The organism is Saccharopolyspora terrae (assembly GCF_004348435.1).
Lineage (GTDB): Bacteria > Actinomycetota > Actinomycetes > Mycobacteriales > Pseudonocardiaceae > Saccharopolyspora > Saccharopolyspora endophytica.
In genome coordinates this window covers 115,482-132,558 of record NZ_SMKS01000006.1, presented here as the reverse complement: position 1 = coordinate 132,558, position 17,077 = coordinate 115,482, and the positions used below count along the sequence as shown (strand labels likewise).

18 protein-coding genes are annotated in these 17,077 nt (G+C 68.8%); 6 read left to right on the top strand and 12 right to left on the bottom strand.

What is annotated here, in order from left to right; all coding sequences use genetic code 11:
- Positions 1–9: 9 nt before the first annotated feature.
- Genes E1181_RS06585 through E1181_RS06560 form a run of 6 tightly spaced genes read right to left on the bottom strand, consistent with a single transcriptional unit; the run spans position 10 to position 5,577 of the window.
- Positions 10–237, bottom strand: a complete 228-nt coding sequence (locus tag E1181_RS06585; RefSeq protein WP_132673007.1) for a DUF2795 domain-containing protein — start codon at positions 235–237, stop codon at positions 10–12.
- A 41-nt stretch (positions 238–278) separates the two neighbouring features.
- Entirely contained in the window at positions 279–1,517 is a 1,239-nt protein-coding gene (locus E1181_RS06580) for an MFS transporter (RefSeq protein WP_132673005.1), read from the bottom strand.
- 45 nt (positions 1,518–1,562) lie between these two features.
- Entirely contained in the window at positions 1,563–2,258 is a 696-nt protein-coding gene (locus tag E1181_RS06575) for an N-acetylmannosamine-6-phosphate 2-epimerase (protein ID WP_132673004.1), read from the bottom strand.
- Positions 2,255–3,178: an ROK family protein gene (locus tag E1181_RS06570; protein ID WP_165944536.1), complete on the bottom strand. Its 924-nt coding sequence runs from the start codon at positions 3,176–3,178 to the stop codon at positions 2,255–2,257. The genes E1181_RS06575 and E1181_RS06570 overlap by 4 nt, the downstream gene beginning before the upstream one ends.
- A complete protein-coding gene (locus E1181_RS06565; protein ID WP_132673001.1) occupies positions 3,175–4,095 on the bottom strand; it encodes a dihydrodipicolinate synthase family protein in 921 nt (306 codons plus the stop codon). Before E1181_RS06565 ends, E1181_RS06570 begins: the two co-directional genes overlap by 4 nt.
- Positions 4,096–4,131: 36 nt before the next feature.
- Positions 4,132–5,577 carry an MFS transporter gene (locus E1181_RS06560; RefSeq protein ID WP_132673000.1) on the bottom strand — a complete coding sequence of 482 codons (1,446 nt, stop codon included), beginning with the start codon at positions 5,575–5,577 and terminating at the stop codon, positions 4,132–4,134.
- A 171-nt stretch (positions 5,578–5,748) separates the two neighbouring features.
- On the opposite strand from E1181_RS06560, the gene E1181_RS06555 reads away from it, so the two are divergent.
- Positions 5,749–6,498, top strand: coding sequence for a FadR/GntR family transcriptional regulator (locus tag E1181_RS06555; RefSeq protein WP_132672999.1), 750 nt, complete (start codon positions 5,749–5,751; stop codon positions 6,496–6,498).
- A 231-nt stretch (positions 6,499–6,729) separates the two neighbouring features.
- Here the strand turns inward: E1181_RS06555 and E1181_RS06550 are convergent, their stop codons facing one another.
- Genes E1181_RS06550 through E1181_RS06530 form a run of 5 tightly spaced genes read right to left on the bottom strand, consistent with a single transcriptional unit; the run spans position 6,730 to position 11,145 of the window.
- The gene (locus tag E1181_RS06550; RefSeq protein WP_132672998.1) at positions 6,730–8,445 is read right to left on the bottom strand and encodes an ABC transporter ATP-binding protein; all 1,716 of its coding nucleotides are present in this window, start codon (positions 8,443–8,445) and stop codon (positions 6,730–6,732) included.
- A 56-nt stretch (positions 8,446–8,501) separates the two neighbouring features.
- Positions 8,502–8,936 (bottom strand): lasso peptide biosynthesis B2 protein, encoded by a 435-nt coding sequence (locus E1181_RS06545; protein WP_132672997.1) that lies wholly within the window; start codon positions 8,934–8,936, stop codon positions 8,502–8,504.
- A complete protein-coding gene (locus E1181_RS06540) occupies positions 8,933–9,184 on the bottom strand; it encodes a lasso peptide biosynthesis PqqD family chaperone (protein WP_132672996.1) in 252 nt (83 codons plus the stop codon). The genes E1181_RS06545 and E1181_RS06540 overlap by 4 nt, the downstream gene beginning before the upstream one ends.
- Positions 9,175–11,016, bottom strand: a complete 1,842-nt coding sequence (locus E1181_RS06535) for a lasso peptide isopeptide bond-forming cyclase (RefSeq protein ID WP_132672994.1) — start codon at positions 11,014–11,016, stop codon at positions 9,175–9,177. Before E1181_RS06535 ends, E1181_RS06540 begins: the two co-directional genes overlap by 10 nt.
- An 18-nt stretch (positions 11,017–11,034) precedes the next feature.
- A complete protein-coding gene (locus tag E1181_RS06530) occupies positions 11,035–11,145 on the bottom strand; it encodes a keywimysin-related RiPP (protein WP_132672993.1) in 111 nt (36 codons plus the stop codon).
- Between the two features lie 1,207 nt (positions 11,146–12,352).
- Here E1181_RS06530 and E1181_RS06525 point away from each other — a divergent pair.
- The 5 genes from E1181_RS06525 (at position 12,353) to E1181_RS06505 (ending at position 16,606) form a co-directional block, all read left to right on the top strand.
- A complete protein-coding gene (locus tag E1181_RS06525; RefSeq protein ID WP_132672992.1) occupies positions 12,353–13,780 on the top strand; it encodes a pentapeptide repeat-containing protein in 1,428 nt (475 codons plus the stop codon).
- Positions 13,781–14,063: 283 nt separating this feature from the next.
- Positions 14,064–15,272, top strand: coding sequence for a helix-turn-helix domain-containing protein (locus tag E1181_RS06520; protein WP_132672991.1), 1,209 nt, complete (start codon positions 14,064–14,066; stop codon positions 15,270–15,272).
- 92 nt (positions 15,273–15,364) lie between these two features.
- Entirely contained in the window at positions 15,365–15,595 is a 231-nt protein-coding gene (locus E1181_RS06515; protein WP_132672990.1) for a hypothetical protein, read from the top strand.
- Positions 15,592–15,786, top strand: coding sequence for a hypothetical protein (locus E1181_RS06510; RefSeq protein WP_132672989.1), 195 nt, complete (start codon positions 15,592–15,594; stop codon positions 15,784–15,786). Before E1181_RS06515 ends, E1181_RS06510 begins: the two co-directional genes overlap by 4 nt.
- Positions 15,787–16,057: 271 nt before the next feature.
- The gene (locus tag E1181_RS06505) at positions 16,058–16,606 is read left to right on the top strand and encodes an HD domain-containing protein (RefSeq protein WP_132672987.1); all 549 of its coding nucleotides are present in this window, start codon (positions 16,058–16,060) and stop codon (positions 16,604–16,606) included.
- Here E1181_RS06505 and E1181_RS06500 read toward each other — a convergent pair.
- A complete protein-coding gene (locus E1181_RS06500; protein ID WP_132672986.1) occupies positions 16,594–17,070 on the bottom strand; it encodes an NUDIX hydrolase in 477 nt (158 codons plus the stop codon). The genes E1181_RS06505 and E1181_RS06500 overlap by 13 nt on opposite strands.
- Positions 17,071–17,077: the final 7 nt, after the last annotated feature.

Genomic DNA, 17,077 nt, shown 5'->3' with positions numbered 1-17,077 from the left:
AACTCCTGGTCAGCCGCGAGCCGTGCCGCCAGGGGCGTCCCCTTCGGGTTCCTGCGGGACGGCCTCGATGACCTCGTCCTTGTTGGCGTACCGGCGCGCGGGGATCGACCGGAGTGCGGTGAGGGTCTCGGAGTCGGCCTCGCGATCGGTGGCGAAGTCGACGAGCTGTTCGCGGTCAGCGGGGAACTCGAGTCCTTGCAGTGCCTTGTCGACCCGCATCTCATCGCGCTTGGTCATGTCCTGTCCTTCCCGCGGCGTGCCATCGGTCCAGTTGAGGACTACCCACTCGACCCGCTCGTCTCACCCGCCTCCTCGGCACCGGGCAGGCGGCGGAGGCGGGGCGCCGCCACCGCCACGACCGCGAGGAGGACGACGGCGGCCCCGAGGATCACCGCCTGCAACGAGGTGACCTCGGCGATCGGTCCCGCCAGTCCCGCGCCCAGCGGCATCAGGCCCCAGGCCAGGACGCGGTGCGCGCTGGTCACGCGGCCGGTCAGCGGCCGTGGGGTGAGGCGCTGCCTGTTCGCCGCCGACAGCACGTTCCAGGCGCCCGCGCCCGCTCCCATCACGAAGTACGCGACCCAGATCAGCGGCGGAACGGCCACCGCTCCCAGCAGCGCGATTCCGGCCGCGAGCACGAGGAGCGCGCTGATCATCACCGCTCCGCTCCCCCACCGCGCGGCCCACCGGGACGCGACCGGCGCGGCCAGCAGCGTCCCGATCGCGGTGCACACCAGCAGGGTCGGCACCGACGCCGCGGGCAGCCGCACCACCTCGATCGCGTAGAGGAACGCCACCGCGTTGACACCGCTGGTCAGCAGCGCCGTGACACCGACGACGCCCACGACCGCGCGCAGCGCGGGTTGCTTCACCAGGAATCGAAGTCCCGCAACGACTTCCGACCGCAGCGACGTCCTCTCGGCGACCGCTGGTTGCACGTCGCGCACGGCGAAGGCCAGCAGCGCCGCCACCGCGAGCGCCACGCCGACCGCCGCGAAGCACAGCGCGGGCTCCCACGCGAACAACGTCGCCGCCGCGAGCGGACCGGCGATCTCGACCCCCGTGGTCTCGACGCTGACCACGCGACCGTTGGCCCGCTCCAGCTCCGACGGCCCGGCCAGCGACACCAGCAACGACTGCGAGGCCGAATCGGCGAAGGTCTCCGCGCTGCCGAGCAGGAACCCGCCCACCACCAGGACCGGCACCGCCGGGGCACCGGTGGCGATCACGGCCGCGAGCGACAACGTCACCGCGGACCGGAAGAGGTGGCTCACCACCAGCGTTCGCCGCACCGGCAACCGGTCGACGATCGCGCCCGCGGGCAGCGCCACCAGCAACCACGGCAGCACCGTCGCCAGCGCCACTGCGGACATCGCCAGCGGATCCCGCGTGATCACCGCTGTGACCAGAGGCAACGCGGCCGACAGCACGCCGTCGCCGACCGACGACACCGCCCACGCCGCCAACAGGTGGCGAAAAGACCGACTCCCCAGCCCCGACCGCACCCCTCGCGTCATCGCGTTCCAGTGTCTCGACGCGCGCAAGGGCCAGCGATCAGCGCATCACGATCCCGCCGCCCGGGCGAAGGAGCGGGTGATCCAGGTGGGATCGGTGATCGCGGTTCCGACGACGACCGCGGTCGCCCCCAGGCGCAGGGCCTCGGCGACCGACTCCGGCGAGTGGTACCGGCCTTCGGCGACGATCGGCTGGTCCCGGAGCGCGTTGCGCAGGCCCGCCACCAGTTCGAGGTCAGGGCCCGGCCCGGTGCGGCCCGCCGTGTCCTCGGTGTACCCGGACAGCGTGCTGGCCACCAGGTCGGCACCGGCAGCGGCGGCGAGCTCCCCGTCCGGCAGCGTCGCGACATCGGCCATCACCAGCGCACCTTCGTCGTGCACGGCCTTGATCACCGCCGCCAGGTCGAGGCCGTCGGGTCGCGGCCTGCTGGTCCCGTCCAGCGCGACGATCTCGGCGCCGCGGCGGGCGACCGCGACGGCGTCGTCGAGCGTGGGCGTGATGAACACGCCGTCCCGGTCCTGCTTGGTCAGCCCGATCACCGGCAGCGCCACGGCTTCTCGCACGGCGGCGACGTCGTCGAGGCCACCGACCCCGCCGCAGCGGATCGCGCGCGCTCCGCCATCCGCGGCGGCACGGGCCATCCGCGCGATCGTGGCGGAGTCGCGCAGCGCGTGCCCTCGACCGGCCTGGCAGGACACGATCAGACCGCCGGCGAGCTGCTGGATCAGACGATCGCGATTCATGGACGTCCTCCGGGAAGGTGGTGCGCGGCAACCAGTGCCGCACCGAGCACGGGTGCATCGGGCGTGGCGGGACGCAGGACGGGCGTGCGCCTGGCGGTCGGGCGCGACTCGGCGTCGAGCGCTTCGGACAACGGGTCCAGCAGCGGTGCGCCGAGCGCGGTCGCACCACCCGCGACCACGACGGCGTCGAGGTCGAGCGCGGTGATCAGGCCGGACAGCGTCCTCCCGAGGAGGCGCCCGGCCCGTTCCACGACGGCCGCGGCGTGCTGCTCACCGTCGCGGAGCCGGGCGGCGACCTCGTGCAACGTGAGCGCGACGTCGCCGCTCGTGACGGCGTACGCGGCGGCGATCGCCGGTCCCGCCGCGACGGCTTCGAGGTGGTCGTGACGCCCGCAGCCGCACGGCAGGTGGCCGCGTTCGGGCGCGATCAGGTGGGCGATCTCCCCGTGGGTCCCGAACCGCCCGCGCAGCACCCGACCATCGACGATCAGCGCCCCGCCGACGCCGGTGCCCAGCGAGACGTACAGGACCCGCCCGTGCTCGCGCACACGCTCGTCGAGAGCGACGGCGGCTGCGGCGGCCCGGACGTCGTTGTCGACCGCGACCGGCACCCCGGCCCGCTCGGACAGCGGACCGGCGATCTCGGTGCCCAGCCAGCCGGGCACGGTGTCGGTGCAGGAGGTCACGCGACCGGTGACCGGGTCGATCGTGCCCGGGGCACCGACCCCGACGGCCCGAACCGGCTCGGCGCTCTCCCGCAACAGGCCGGTGACCAGGCCGTTCGCCCGTTCGACGATGTCGCGTCCGCCGGTGCGCGGTGTCGGGCAGCTGCGCCGGGCGCTGACCCTCCCGCCGTCGTGGACGAGTCCCGCGACGATCTCGGTGCCGCCGATGTCCACGCCGATGAGAACGTCGCTCACAGCAGTCCCGCCCGGTCGAGCAGGGTTCGGATGATGACGACCTCCTGCTCGCTCAGCGGGAGCTGCGGCGGCATCGTCGCCGGGCAGTCGATGATGCCGCGCAGGTGCAGAGCAGCCTTGAACGAGCCCAACCCAGCGGAGCTGGGTCCGATCCGCGCGGGATCTCCTGCCTCGACCATCCCGAAGAGGTCGGCGAGCCGGTCCTGCTCGGCGGCCGCTGCCTTGAGGTCGCCGTCGCGCACGTGCCGGGCGAGCGCGAGGTAGCCGTGCGGGTCGACGTTGCCCAGACCCGGCACGACACCGTCGGCGCCGTTGGCCAGCGCATTGTCGACGGTCAGCTCCGAACCGGTGAGCACGACGGGCCGACGCCCGCCGCGCATCCGCAGCAGCCGCCGCAAACCGGCGTCGTCACCGCTGGAGTCCTTGATCCCGGTGATGACGCCGTCGTCGGCCAACCGCAGCAGGAGCTGCGCGGAGAGCTTGGTGTGCACCGACACCGGCAGGTCGTAGGCGTAGAGCGGCACGTCGACCCCGGCGGCCACGGTCCGGAAGTGGTGCTCGACCTCGGCCGGGTGGGTGCGCGTGTAGAACGGCGCGGTCGCCACCACCGCGTCGACCCCGGCGCCCGCGGCCGTGCGGGCGTGGGAGAGCACTCGCGGCGCCGTCATGTCGATCGCCCCTGCGAGGACCGGGACCTGACCTGCGGCGACCGAGGTGGCGACCTCGATCACCTTCGCGCGCTGCTGGTCGGTGAGGTAGGCGGTCTCGCCGCTGGACCCGAGCACGAACAGCCCGTCCACCCCGGCCTCGATCAGGAAGCTGAGCAACCTTTCCAGCGAGGCGGTGTCGACGTCGAGTTCGGGGGTCAGCGGGGTGCACACGGGCGGGACGACGCCCGTGATCGCAGCGGTGCTCATCTGGTTCTTCCTCGTGGTTCTCGTCGTGCGGTCGGGTCAGGTGGTGCGGGCTGGAGCGTCGATCGCGTCGGCGGCGTCCGGCCTCAGGAGTCGTTGCAGGCGGGCGGGTGCGTCGATGCCGATGAGCACCAGCACGACGGTGGTCAGGGAGAACGACAGCACGGCCAGCGCGGTGCCGAGGCTCATCGAGGCCCCGAGGGTGGCGCCGAGGGTCGGAGCGACCGCCCCACCGAGCGCGCCCACGTTGCAGAGGAACCCGAGGGCGGCGACGCGCTGCTTGATGGAGAAGTAGCCGCCGATCCACTTCGGGAGCAGACCGGAGATGCCCTGGCCGAAGACCTGCTGCACGAACAGCAGCGCACCCAGCACGACGAGGCTCGATCCGCCCACCGCGAAGACCGGGAAGATCACGATCTGCGAGATCAGCAGGCTGCCCCAGTAGGCGCGGCGGGTGCCGAAGCGGTCACCGGTGAACCCGGCGACGATGCAGCCCGCGGCGGCGCCGAGCCCGGAGAAGGACAGGACCTGGCTCGCCTCGGCCGGGGAGTAGCCCAGGTCGGTCTTGAGGTAGGTCGGCAGCAGCGACTGGATCGGCCACGAGTAGAGGAAGGCGCAGAACACGATGGCCATGACGGCCAGACCGGTGGGCCAGCGCGGGCCGGAGAACTGGACCACGTAGGACACGAAGACCGCGGCCACGAGCAGCCCGAGGACCGCGACGAGCCAGGTGGGGACACCACCGGCGGTGAAGATCACCACGAGCGCGACGGTCGCGAGAACACCGGTGGCGATGTTCACCAGCGTGCGCGGACCGCCGAAGAGGGTCTCGGTGACCGGCGGGGCGTCGGAGTCCTTGCCCTGCTGGCTCTTCCAGTCCCGCGACTCGGGAAGGCTGCGGCGCAACCACACGGCGACGCCGATCGGCAGCAGTCCGATGATGAACAGCGCCCGCCACCCGAAGGACGGGACGACGAGGCTGTAGACGCCGGCGGCGAGCACGGTTCCGATCGAGTAGCCGGAGATCAGGAAACCGCTGGCCTTGTTGCGCATCCGGGTGGGCCAGGACTCGATCACGTAGGTCGAGCTCGCGCCGTACTCACCGGCCATGCCCAGCCCGATGACCAGCCGCGCCGCGAAGAGCACCCCGTAGCTGGGCGCGAGGCCGCAGGCCAGGGTGCCGAGCGAGAACAGGGCGATGCTGAGCACCATCCCCGCCCGCCGTCCGAAGCGGTCGGAGTAGGCGCCGATCGCCAGGCCGCCGATCCAGCGCGAGATGAACGCCGCGGACACCAGCGTGGCCGCCTGCACGTCGGTGAGGCCGAAGTCCGCGCTGATCTCGGTCAGGACCAGGGTGATGAGGACGAAGTCGAAGCCGTCGAGCAGGTACCCGATCCACGCCGCGAGGAACGCCTTCCACTGACTCCGCTCGAGCTGCCGGTACCAGGGCACCGAAGAGCTCCCCTGGGCCTTCTGACCGTCCATGTGCTGCACCTCTGCTCCCTTGCAGGCCATGCTTCACGACGTAGGATGTCTGACGTCTGGTGTTCGCAGAACCGTAGAGCCAGGAGCGAGGTGTTGTAAAGCCTGATCGGACAGGAGATCTGATGTCCTACGTCAGGTAGGGTTCTGGCAGAGGGACTAGGAGTGGATCAGATGCGCACTGCCAATCGCCGGTCAGGCGGACGCTCCGCCGGCGTGAAGACCGGCGGGCGGTCGGCCCCTCGGCAGGAGACGACGGCCGACCGGATCAAGGACTACATCCTCGGCGAAGGACTGCAGCCGGGAGACCTGCTGCCGACCGAGGCCGAGCTGTGCGAGCACCTGGGAGTCTCGCGCTCCAACGTCCGGGAAGCGGTCCGCCAGCTGACCACGTTGGACATCGTCGAGGTCCGGCACGGCCACGGGACGTTCGTGGGCAACATGTCGCTCGACGCGCTGGTCGAATCCCTGGTCTTCCGAGGCGTTCTCGTCCCCGGCGACGACCTCCGCGCCCTCCGCGAGGTGATCGACCTGCGCCTGACGCTGGACCTCGCCATGGCCGAGCGCATCGTCGACGCCTTCCGCGGCACCACCAACCCGGAACTGCACGCCCTGGTGAAGGAGATGGTCGCCAAGGCCACCGGCGGCTCACCGTTCCCGGACGAAGACCGCGCCTTCCACACCGGCCTCCTCGCCCGCCTCGACAACTCCCTGGTCGGACAACTCGTCGGCGCTTTCTGGGACGTCCACACAGCAGTGGTCCCCAAACTCGGCGTCTCAGTAGCGGTAGACCTCGAACGAACCGCCAGAGCCCACGGCGAAATGCTCGAAGCAGCAGAAGCAGGCGACGTCGAACGCTTCCGCCTCGCCGTCACCACCCACTACGAACCGATCCAACGCTCATTGGACGAAAGAGCGGAGTAGAGCACGGGTCACCTTCGAGCGGCGACCCTGGAGTTCGCAACCGTCCCTGCATCCGGCGGATGCACTTCCGCACCGAACGACCGCGAAGGCGATGGCGAGGAAGTCACCCCTGGCTCCGCGGACGGTCGATCAGACGAGCAAAAGGAACCGGGGCCGATGCGCGGAAGCGTCGGCCCTGGGCATCTGGGTGGAGCTGAGGGGATTCGAACCCCTGACCTTGACTGCCACACATCACAGCCGGAGCTCGCCGAGCTTTCCCGGCGGCCGACCGGTCGCCGTGCCGGGGACCGCCAGACGGCGATAGAGCGGGCAGGTCTCGAGCAGCCCGTCGTGATCGCCCGCCGCGACCACCTGCCCGTCGTCCAGCACGACGATCTCGTCGGCGTGGCGCACGGTGGACAGCCGATGTGCGATCATCAGCACCGCGCACTCCGCCGCGACGTTGGCCACGACTTCCGCCTGCAGCGCCTCGTTCAGCGGGTCCAGGTGAGACGTCGGCTCGTCCAGGAGCAGCAGCGAGGGGCGGGCCAGCAGTGCTCGGGCGATCGCCACGCGCTGCCGTTCCCCGGCCGACAGCGCCCCACCGCGCTCCCCCGCGCAGCTGTGCAGCCCGTCCGGGAGCCGCCGCACGACCTCGCCGAGGTTGGCCAGTTCGACGACGCGCTCGACCTCGGCGGGGTCCGCGTCCGGAGCCGCGTAGGTGAGGTTCTCCCACAGCGTCCCGTGCATCACGTGGACGTTCTGGTCGACCAGGGCGATCCGGGACCGCCAGTCGTCCAAACTCCGCGCGCCGGCGGGCTGACCACCGAGAAGCACCGCGCCCCGCGCCGGTTCGTAGAAGCGCGCAGCCAGGGCGAAGACCGTGCTCTTGCCCGCCCCGGAGCGGCCGACGAGCGCCACCGTGCTCCGCGGCGCGACGGTGAACGAAACCCCGCGCAGGACCGGGCGCTCGGAGTATCCGAAGTGGACGTCGCAGAACTCCAGCGCCGATCCGGCGGCGACGGGGTGCACCGCCGCGCGCGGCACGTCCTGCTCGACCGGCAGGGCGCGGATCTCCTCGATGCGCTGCAGCGACCCCATGCCCTTCTGCAGCAGGCCGACGGCCTGGAACATCGACGACAGCGGCACCACCAGGTAGGAGGCGTAGAGTAGGAAGGCGACCAGGTCACCCGGCGAGCTCGCGTGCCCGGCGACCCGCATCCCGCCGATGACGAACACCAGCAGGAAGGAACCCTGCACCGCCAACTCCACCGCGGGCGCCATCACCGAAGCCAGCTTCGCGGTGCGCACCCCCGCCGCGCAGGCGGCGTCGACCTGCGTGCCGACGCGTTGGGCCTCCCGCTGCTCGGCACGGTTGGCCCGCACCAGGCGGATCGCGCCCAGCGCGCGCTCCAGGTCCGCGGCGAGCGCGCCGACGGCGGACTGCGCGTTCTCGCTGGCCGCGCGGATGCCGCGCAGGAGCGTTGCGACGACCGCAGCGGCCACCGCGACGGTCAGCGCGACCAGCAGCACCAGGACCGGGTCGAGCCACAACATCAACGCCAGCGCGCCGACCGCCGTCAACGCGCCGGTCAGCAGGTCCACCACGCCCTGGGACATCACGTCGCGGACCAAGGTGGTGTCAGTGGTGACCCTGGAGACCAGGTCTCCGACGCGGTGGTCGTCGTAGACGCCCACCCGCAGCCGCAGCAGCCGGTCGACCATGGTGCGCCGCAGACCGAGGACGACCCGCTCGCCCATCCGCTCCAGCAGGTACCGGCCGCAGGCGTTGACCACGGCTTCGGCCAGGAACAGCAGCACCAGAACGCCGAGCAGCAGCCACACCCCGGTGCTGCCCGGCGCACCATCCACCGCCCGCTTGGCCACCAGCGGCTGCGCGAGGCCGAGCCCGGCACCCGCGAGGGTCAGCGAGACGGCTACCGCGATGGTGCGGTGGTGACCGCTCATCAGCCGTACGAGTTCGCCGAGTCCCACCTGCCCGGTAGCGCTCGCCTTCCGCACGGTCAGCCCGTTGAGCTGCTGCGCGGAGCGATGACGACCAGTCGGCTGAAGTAGTCGTCCGGTACCTCCTCGCCGACCAGGTGCCCGTCCACCTCGACCCAGGCGTGCGCGCCGAACGGCGGGGCCGTGCGGGCGCCCGCGCACCACGTCGGCCACGCGCCGGACAACCGGCACAGCAGCGCCGTCGCCAGTGACCGGGGCAGGCAACCGCGTGGCCCCGCGCACGCGAGACTGGCCGCGCACACCGCGTTCCTGGCGTCCTCCGCGTGCTGGAACGTCGCGGGCGCCGCACCGCGGCGCAACAGCGAGAGGACCTTCCGGAGGCGGTGCGGCGGCAGCAGAGCGAGCAGGTGCGCGACGGCGACCGCGAACGTCGCAGCGGCTCTGCGCCCGAACGGGACGCCGGTGGGTCGGTTGATCGCGCTCGGCGTGGTCACGGCCGCACCAACCCGCAGTCGTGCAGCTCGGACAGCAGCGCAGCAACGTCCCGAGCGGCTTGGTCGCGGTCCACGTCGAACTCCGCGGCCAGCGCCGTGATCGCGTCCTCTTCGCCACCACCGGACAGCAAGGTGCGGGCGACCAGCGCACCGGTGGGGTTGAGCTGCCAGTACTGGCCGCTGCGCTCGTCGAGCAGCACGGTGCCGTACTCGGTTTCGGTGGTGGAGACGTGCGTGCTCAACTGCATTCTCTTCGTCCCTTCAGGTTTGGTGCGGGTTCGAGAGCGCGCAGCCAGACTTCGCAGGCGATCGTGGAGTACAGGATCGCCTCGCGCAGGGCGGGTGTGTCTGGGCGCAGGGCCAGGTCGCGCAGCTGCTTCGCGTCGACCAGGCCGAGTTCGGCCAGCCGCGAGTTCTCCCACAGCGCGACGAGGTCGCCGCAGTGCTCGCGCAGTCCCGCGCTGGCGTCCAGCGCGGCCTGGGCCTTGTTCGCGCGGTGCAGGCAGTGGTCGGGGACGATGCCGCGCATCGCCGCGGCCAGCGCCGGCTTGTAGTGCCACGGCGTGACGCGTTCCTCCGGGCGCACCGTCAGGAACGCCTCCACGACCCGGTCGTCCAGGAACGGTGAAGCCATGGGCAGGCCGGCACGCGCGGCCATCTCGTCCCACTGGCGGAGCAACCGGGTGCACGCGCGGATCTGCTCGAGATCGCCGTGCATGCCGCGGTCCGGGGCGAGCGGCCGCGCCGTCGCCGCCGACTCCCGCAGCACCCGACCGGCGAGGTCAACAGCATCGGCGGTCATCCACGCGAAAACCCGCGGGGCAGCGCCCCAACCGAGGGAGCCTTCGACCGGTGGCGGTGGAGGGCCGGTGAGGTCATCGGTGGCGTCGGCGAGCCATCGGCGATACGAGCGGGCATCGGCGAGCGTGCGCGCCGATGCCGCCAGCGGCCACTGCCACAGCGCGCGGAAACCGCGCAGTTGGCGCAGCGCGAACAGCGGCCGGCGGCGCAACAGTCGGTGGTAGTACGCCTCCGAGCACCAGGCGACGTTGTCGCCGCCGATCCCGGTGAGGTGCAGCTCGCTGCCCCGGTCCCGCAGCTCCGGCAGGTGGGCGAGCATCCGCGCCCGGTCCATCACGCCGATGGTGGGCTCGTCGACCAGGTCGTCGATGCCCAGCAGGTCGGCGTACACCAGCGGTGACTGCTCGGCGGGCCAGACGATGTGCTCGACTTCGGGCAGGTGCTGGGCGGCGCGCAACGCCCACCACAGGTCGGTATCCCCCCGGTCGCGGCCGGGCCAGGTGCTGGCCAGCAGCTTCGCCGCTGAGCGGGCGGCGAGGAAGGCCACCGAGGTCGAATCCAGGCCGCCGGAGAGATCGCAGCTCACTGTCCTGCCGCGGGTCCGGACGTCGACCGCGGTGGTCAGCGCCTCGCGCATGTCGGGAGCGGCCTCGGCGATGGAACGCACGGCCTGGGGAGGGTTCCACCACCGCGAGTGCCGGGCTTGCGCGGCACCGCGCACGATCAGCGCCGACCCCGGAGGCACTGCGGCGACCTGTCGCCACATCGACTGCTCGGGCAGCGGATGCGGCAACGGCCACAGCAACCGGGCCGCCACCCGGCTGCGATCCGGTTCGGCTCCGATGGCAGCTGCGAGCACGTCTGCGCGGTCGGCTGCCACGACCACCCCGTCCACCTCCGCGTGGAACACCAAGCGCAGTCCCGCTGCCGATCCCTGCACGCGCAGGCACCCGTCGAGTTCCGCGACGAGGTGGAAGCTGCCCGGGAGCGTGCGCGCCAGGTGGTCGAGCTGGGCCACGTCGCGCAACTGTGCGGCGTGCCGGGCGAGCTCTCGCTGTTCGACGGGGCAGCAGCCGATGATCGCGATGCGCGCCCTGCCGGCCTCGGCGTGGACGATGTCACCCCAGTGACCGACGAGCCACGGTCGGCCGGAGGCGTGCGGGACGATGTGGGCGTCTGCGGATCCGATGCGACGAACCACGGCTGGTGCGCCCACGCAGTCGGGGAAGACCGCGAAGTGCGCCACGCCGTGGCTCGTCTTGTGATCAGTGGCTGACATCAGTGCCGTTTCGCCACGTCAGTTCTTGCTGAGGATGAGCCGGTCGTTGCCGCGCTTCAGCAGCAGGCCGGTCTTCTTCCGGAAGGAGCCGAGCGGGATCAGCGCGGGCGGTTCGTAGGTTCGTTTCATAGCATTCCCTTCTCTCATTTCTTCCCGGGTGCGTCGAGTTTTCCCCCGGGACCGGATTCCCGATTGCGGGTCCGGTGCGACGAATGATGTCCCGCTCTGACCCGCTGAACAAGAGCGCTATTTCGGAACAACTCTTCCGGGTGGTTCGGATCACCCCGTTGCCGGAGTCGCAATTCGGCGGAGCGCAGTTCCGTTTTTCCCGGATTCCTGGTCGTGCCAGGGCATGCCGTTGGTGGACAACGTGAACCGGGATGCGAAGAACATTCGAACGACAGGCGGCGCCACCCGAGTTTCAACTCGTGATGCCGGCCTTCCACGTATGGTTTCACTCCCGCCGAAGCGGACCGCCCAGTGTCGTCGAGGCGGTGGTTCGTTTGCTGGCGGCGAGCATCATTCTGAAACGGCCTCGAGCGAAGTGATACGGCACTAAGAAGCCCCCAGAAGGAATCGCCACCACGCAGGGGCATCTACTGGATTGCGTTGACGCGCTTCGGATCAGACCAAACGCACACCCAAAGAAGACGAGTTCATGTTTTTGTCGCCCTTTATTGCAGAGGCGGAGAAACATGGCTCATTTGAAGTCAGGAATGGTGGCAGATCGCCGCGAGGCGATACAATTAACCGCCGAGGATCGTCACGGAAAAGTGCGCCAAAGCGTGCTTCTTCCGAAGAAGTTTCGCGAGGCACTCGTAACAGCATCGCTCGTGGTCGGAACCCGATCGTCAAGTTCCGAAGGATCACTCGATGTTCAAGACCAGTCGAAGCGCCCCACGGCCGACCTGTAACCGTTACCCCGCAACGAGAGACCCGAGCCTCGTGGGCGACGCGTGGCGTCCACGAGTCTGGGGCCGATCGTTAGACAGGCAACAACGAACTAGGGCCGATGCTCGGAAGCATCGGCCCTAGTCACTGGGGTGGAGCTGAGGGGATTCGAACCCCTGACCCCTTGACTGCCAGGCACATCACACAGGTGTGCTACATGCATAGCCTGCCGCTCTGACCTGCACCGGCGGTCCTCCCCCGTCCACATCCGTCCACAGCCGTCGCCACCGATTGACAGGCAGTTAGACAGGCACCAGGCACGCCCAGACGCTGGCATAGGTCGTTGCCCAAGACGGCTAGCCCCGCCCCCTCCGCGTTCCTCCCACCAGAGCCAAACGAATACAACTGAGACAAGACAGCCGCTGCTGCTGGCAAGATCACGACCATGATCGATCCGAAGCGAGATGGCGAGGCACGCAGCGCCAGGCCTCTACCGAGCGTGATGCCAGCGTGGGCAATCTGGGTCGGCGCTGGTGTGGTACTCGGCGTCGCGGCAGTAACTATGTCGATTCTCTTCGCTCTGTACGGATCTGGAACTCCAGCTGACAGAGTTCAGCTAGAAATTGTCAAGCTCGCAGGAAGTATCGTCGTTGGCACCGGCGGAGCAGCCGCTCTGTTGCTAGCAGCACGTCGGCAACGCTCAACCGAACTGAGTCTCGAACAAGCCGAGCACGATCTCGCACACAAGGAGAGCACAGCTGCAAACAGCAAGCACGATGCCGATGAGCGTCGCGCCACGGAGCTCTACACAGCTGCGGCCGAACAACTGGGGTCCGACAAAGCTCCCGTGCGCATGGCGGGCCTGTATGCCCTGGAACGATTCGGGCAAGCAAATATCGAGTACAGACAAACAGTTGTAAACCTACTCTGTGCATATTTGCGAATGCCCTTTCAGCATCCATACGGCTCTACTGAATCCGCCTTCAGTGCAACACCCAAAGAAGGCTCCGCGGCATACATATCCGAACCGGACAACAAGCCAATACTGATCGACCTTGCTCCGTCATTGGCAGCCGCAGCCGGATTGTCCCTCGACGGAGACGACAGGCTTCACCAAGAACTCGAGGTACGGCTGACTGCACAAGACATCCTCACAAGCCACTTGCGTGATAAAGACCCAAGGACCCCCAAAGAAATGTTCTGGGAGGGCATGGATATAGATCTCTCCAGAGCAGTACTACACGGCCTGGACATGCAGGACTCCCGCGTTAATAGTGCACTCTTCACCGAGGCCGAGTTCTACGACTTCGCCCTGCTAGATAGAGTGAAATTTGAAGGCCGAGCCAGTTTTAGAAATGCGCACTTTCACTGTGAAGCTGATTTCAATTCAGCAAAATTCGAGCGTTTACCCAACTTCAACAGGGCACACTTCGAGGGCGACGCAGGTTTCGCTGATGCCGAATTCTCATTCGCCATCTTCGACGGAGCCCACTTCCACGGGGTAGCCCATTTCAGCGAATCTAAGGTCCGCAGCATGTCTTGCCATCATGCCGTTTTCCACAGGGCCGCACTTTTCGAAGAGGCACACTTCCGCGCAAGACCAGATTTCAGGACTTGCCGGTTTCGCGGAGAGGCAGAATTTGCTGGTGCACAATTTGAACGTGGCGCCAAGTTTGGAGCGGCGCACTTCCGCCAGCCACCTGACTTTAAAGACGCACGAATCCGTTTGGATATCAAGACTGACCAGAGAGTCTGGCTACCTCCTGGCTGGCAACCAACACCACCGAAAACATCCGACGATGGCCTGTTAGAAGGCAGGGAAGGAACCTGGGGCTACATTACGAGCACCGACGGGCCCAAGGAAGACAACTAGTCCTTTTCTGTCCGACACCCGACCTGGTGCGCCCGTGGGGGCGGGCCGACCGAAATGGGTGCAGTCGGTCGGCCCGCATCGGACCGGGAGAGCTTCCCCATCTCCGCGGACCGACTTGAAGACATACTAGAACCCGCGTTCGAAAGATCGCCAGTTTTGCGTTGTGCTCGATCGGGGTGTGTTGGCGCTGGCATGCTGGATCTTGCCTCCCGCCGGAGGTGTTGGCCCCCAGGGGACGCTCTGGGGGCGCCGGTGGGGGTTTCCGGCGGGAAGGTAGAGGACCATGTCCGAGGAGTCGTTCGGGCAGGCTTTGCGGCGGCATCGTCGTGCGGCCGGCCTGTCTCAAGCCCAACTTGCCCAGGAACTTCACCTTGACCAGGGCAATCTCTCCCGGTACGAGAACGACCGGCAACGCCCCGAGCCCGCGACCGTGGACGCCTTAGACGCACTACTGTGCGCCGGCGGCGAGCTCCGCGCCCGGGCCAACGCTATTCCCCCACACCCCGAGACGAGGGGTATCCCGGCCGCTGGTGCGGTGCATCCGAGTGATGAGACGGATGCGATGGAGCTGGCCCGCAGGGTCGCGGCGTCCGACATCAGTGCCGAGACGCTGGCCCAGTTGGAAATGGCCTTCGATGACCTTGCCACCGCCTACCCCGCCAGCAGCCCGCACGATCTCCTACCCCGGTTGCGGGAGCACCTGGGCTACATCTCCCAGCTCATCGACGCGCCCCGCAAGACCCTCGCTGCCCACCGTCACCTGCTGGTGCTGGGCGGCTGGTTCTCGCTGCTGGCTGCCACGGTGCACATCGATCTGAATCAGCACGCGCCGGCCACCGCCCGGCTGCGCACCGCCGCCGGGCTGGCCACCCATGCCGAGCAGGACGAGATCCGTGCCTGGTGCTACGAAACTGAGGCCTGGCGCACGCTGACCGGCGGCGACTACCGGCGCGCCGCCGAGCTATCCCAGCACGCGCAGTCGATCGCCCCGTCTGGGAGCTCGGCGGAGATCCAGGCGACCGCGCAGGAAGGCCGGGCGTGGGCACGGCTCGGTGAAGCTGACGCCACCTACCGCACCGTTGAGCGCGTGCACTCGCTGTCGGCTCATCTGCCGAAGCCGGTGCCGGCCGAGCACCACTACCGCTACGACCCGGGCAAAGCCGCGGCCTACACCGCCACCACCCTGGCCTGGCTCGGCGACCCCGAGGGCGAACAGCACGCTCGCCAGGTCATCGACCGATTCCGGCCCACCGACGACTTCCAGCCCTGGCCTCGCCGCTACGCCACCGCCCACGTCGACCTGGCCCTGTGCGCAGCCCGCAACGGCCGCCTCGACGAAGCCGCCGACGCCGCCCAGACCGCCATCGAATCCGGGCAGGTTGCCCCGTCCAACTGGTGGCGTGTGCGCGAAGTTGTCAACCACGTCACCGCAGGAAAGCTCCCAACCGCAGGCGAGCTCCAGGACTCCTACCGGACCATGACCAGCCGCTAACCAGCGCATGGCTATGCGCATCAGCCCGCCGTTGATGCGCATAGCCCCGCATTTCCGATCACGACCGGTGCTGGTTCGGCAGCGTTGGGTGCATGGATGCGGCACGACCAACGCCACCGCTCGACGCGGGCCTGTGGACCAGCCCTGACGGCTGCGTCCATATCCGCAACGCCGGCACCGGAAACACCTTCTGCGGCCAACCCGTCGGCAACTACGGCACCCAACCCACCCATGCCTGCGACGACTGCGTCGCGGTGAGCCTGCGCGAGTACGCACGCATCCACGCCTGCAACCTCATCTGCCGGAAGCAGGCCGAGTCATGAGCGCCCCGACGAAGTCCGAGCAGCGCTACGCCCAGGTATGGACCGATCACCTCGGCGTCGTGCACGAACGCCAGCAAGACGAGCGCGGCCAGACCCTCTGCGGCCTCAACGCCGGCGAGAGCAACCACCCGATCTCCGCTCGCGCCTGCCGAAGCTGCATCGCCGAACGCCTTACATCCGAGATCCCCTAGCAGCCGAGGGGCGCGGATGGCCCCGAGCTCCGCGCCCCTCGGCGTTCCACGCCCCTTCCAACCCTCCGGCCGTGCCCGAACAAGCCGGGTATGGCGCTCTCAGCGCGCCATGAAATGGCCAACACCACCACTGACCAGCGAGGCAAAGACAAGGCCGCCTCCCCGAAAAATCCGCGAGAGCCTGGCACAGCGCTCCGTAATCGCCGGGATCCGATGCACAACCCAACTCGCCGATGACCGATCGAGACCGTGAAAGGTAGCGTGAGCGCACATGGAGCTGGTCCAGCAAGCCGCCGAGACTGCCGAACGCTTCGTGGCCCCGCTGGGGCGCCGTTGGGAGCATGTTCAGGCAGTCGCAGCACGCGCGTCCGAGCTCAGCGACGCCGTGCCACCGCAGGACCGAGAAACCTTGGTCGCCGCGGCTTGGCTGCACGACATCGGATATGCCCCCAAGATCGGCCACACCAAGTTCCACCCGCTCGACGGTGCCCGGTACCTCCGGGAACAGGGGTGGTCCGAGGTGATCGTGAACCTCGTTGCGCACCACTCCGGGGCGCGGTTCGAGGCGGCCGAGCGTGGCATGTCCGACGAGCTGGCCGAGTTCCCGTTCGAGGACTCAGCCCTGTTGGACGCCCTGGTCACGGCTGACCTCACCACCGGGCCGGCAGGACAACGCCTGACCTACAACGAGCGGATCGAAGAGATCTTCAGCCGCTACGCGCCCGAGGACCCGGTTCACCGCACGTGGGTAAAGGCGCGCCCGGTGCTGGCTGAAGCTGTCCAGCGCACCGAACAGCGCTTGACGGCTCAGCCCAGGTAGGGCTGCGTGCGCGTCTCGTCCAACGCGTGATCGATGCGCAGGCGCATCGAGGTGTGGATGTTGAGTCGAAAGAGGTCCGCTGGGGCGACCCAGCGGACCTCTTTCGTTTCGCTACCGTCTTCGCGCGGCCGGCCGCCAACCCACTTGGCCTCGAAACAGAGCGAGAACTGCTGCCGCACTTCCCCATCGTCGTAGGCCATGACGTGGTGGGGGTTGGTGTAGGTGCCGACCAGGCGCACGACCTCGACGTCCAGGCCAGTCTCTTCCTTGACCTCACGAATCACGGTGTCGGTAAGGGATTCGCCGGCGTCGTGGCCACCGCCTGGCAGCGCCCACAGATCATTGTCAATCTTGTGGATCAGCAGGATCTCGCCAGCGTCGTTGCGGATTGCGGCGGTCACCGACGGCACGACCGAGTTGGCCGCTGGCGCGTTGGGGTCGTTGAAGTAGTCCACGCGAGCCACTGTTGTG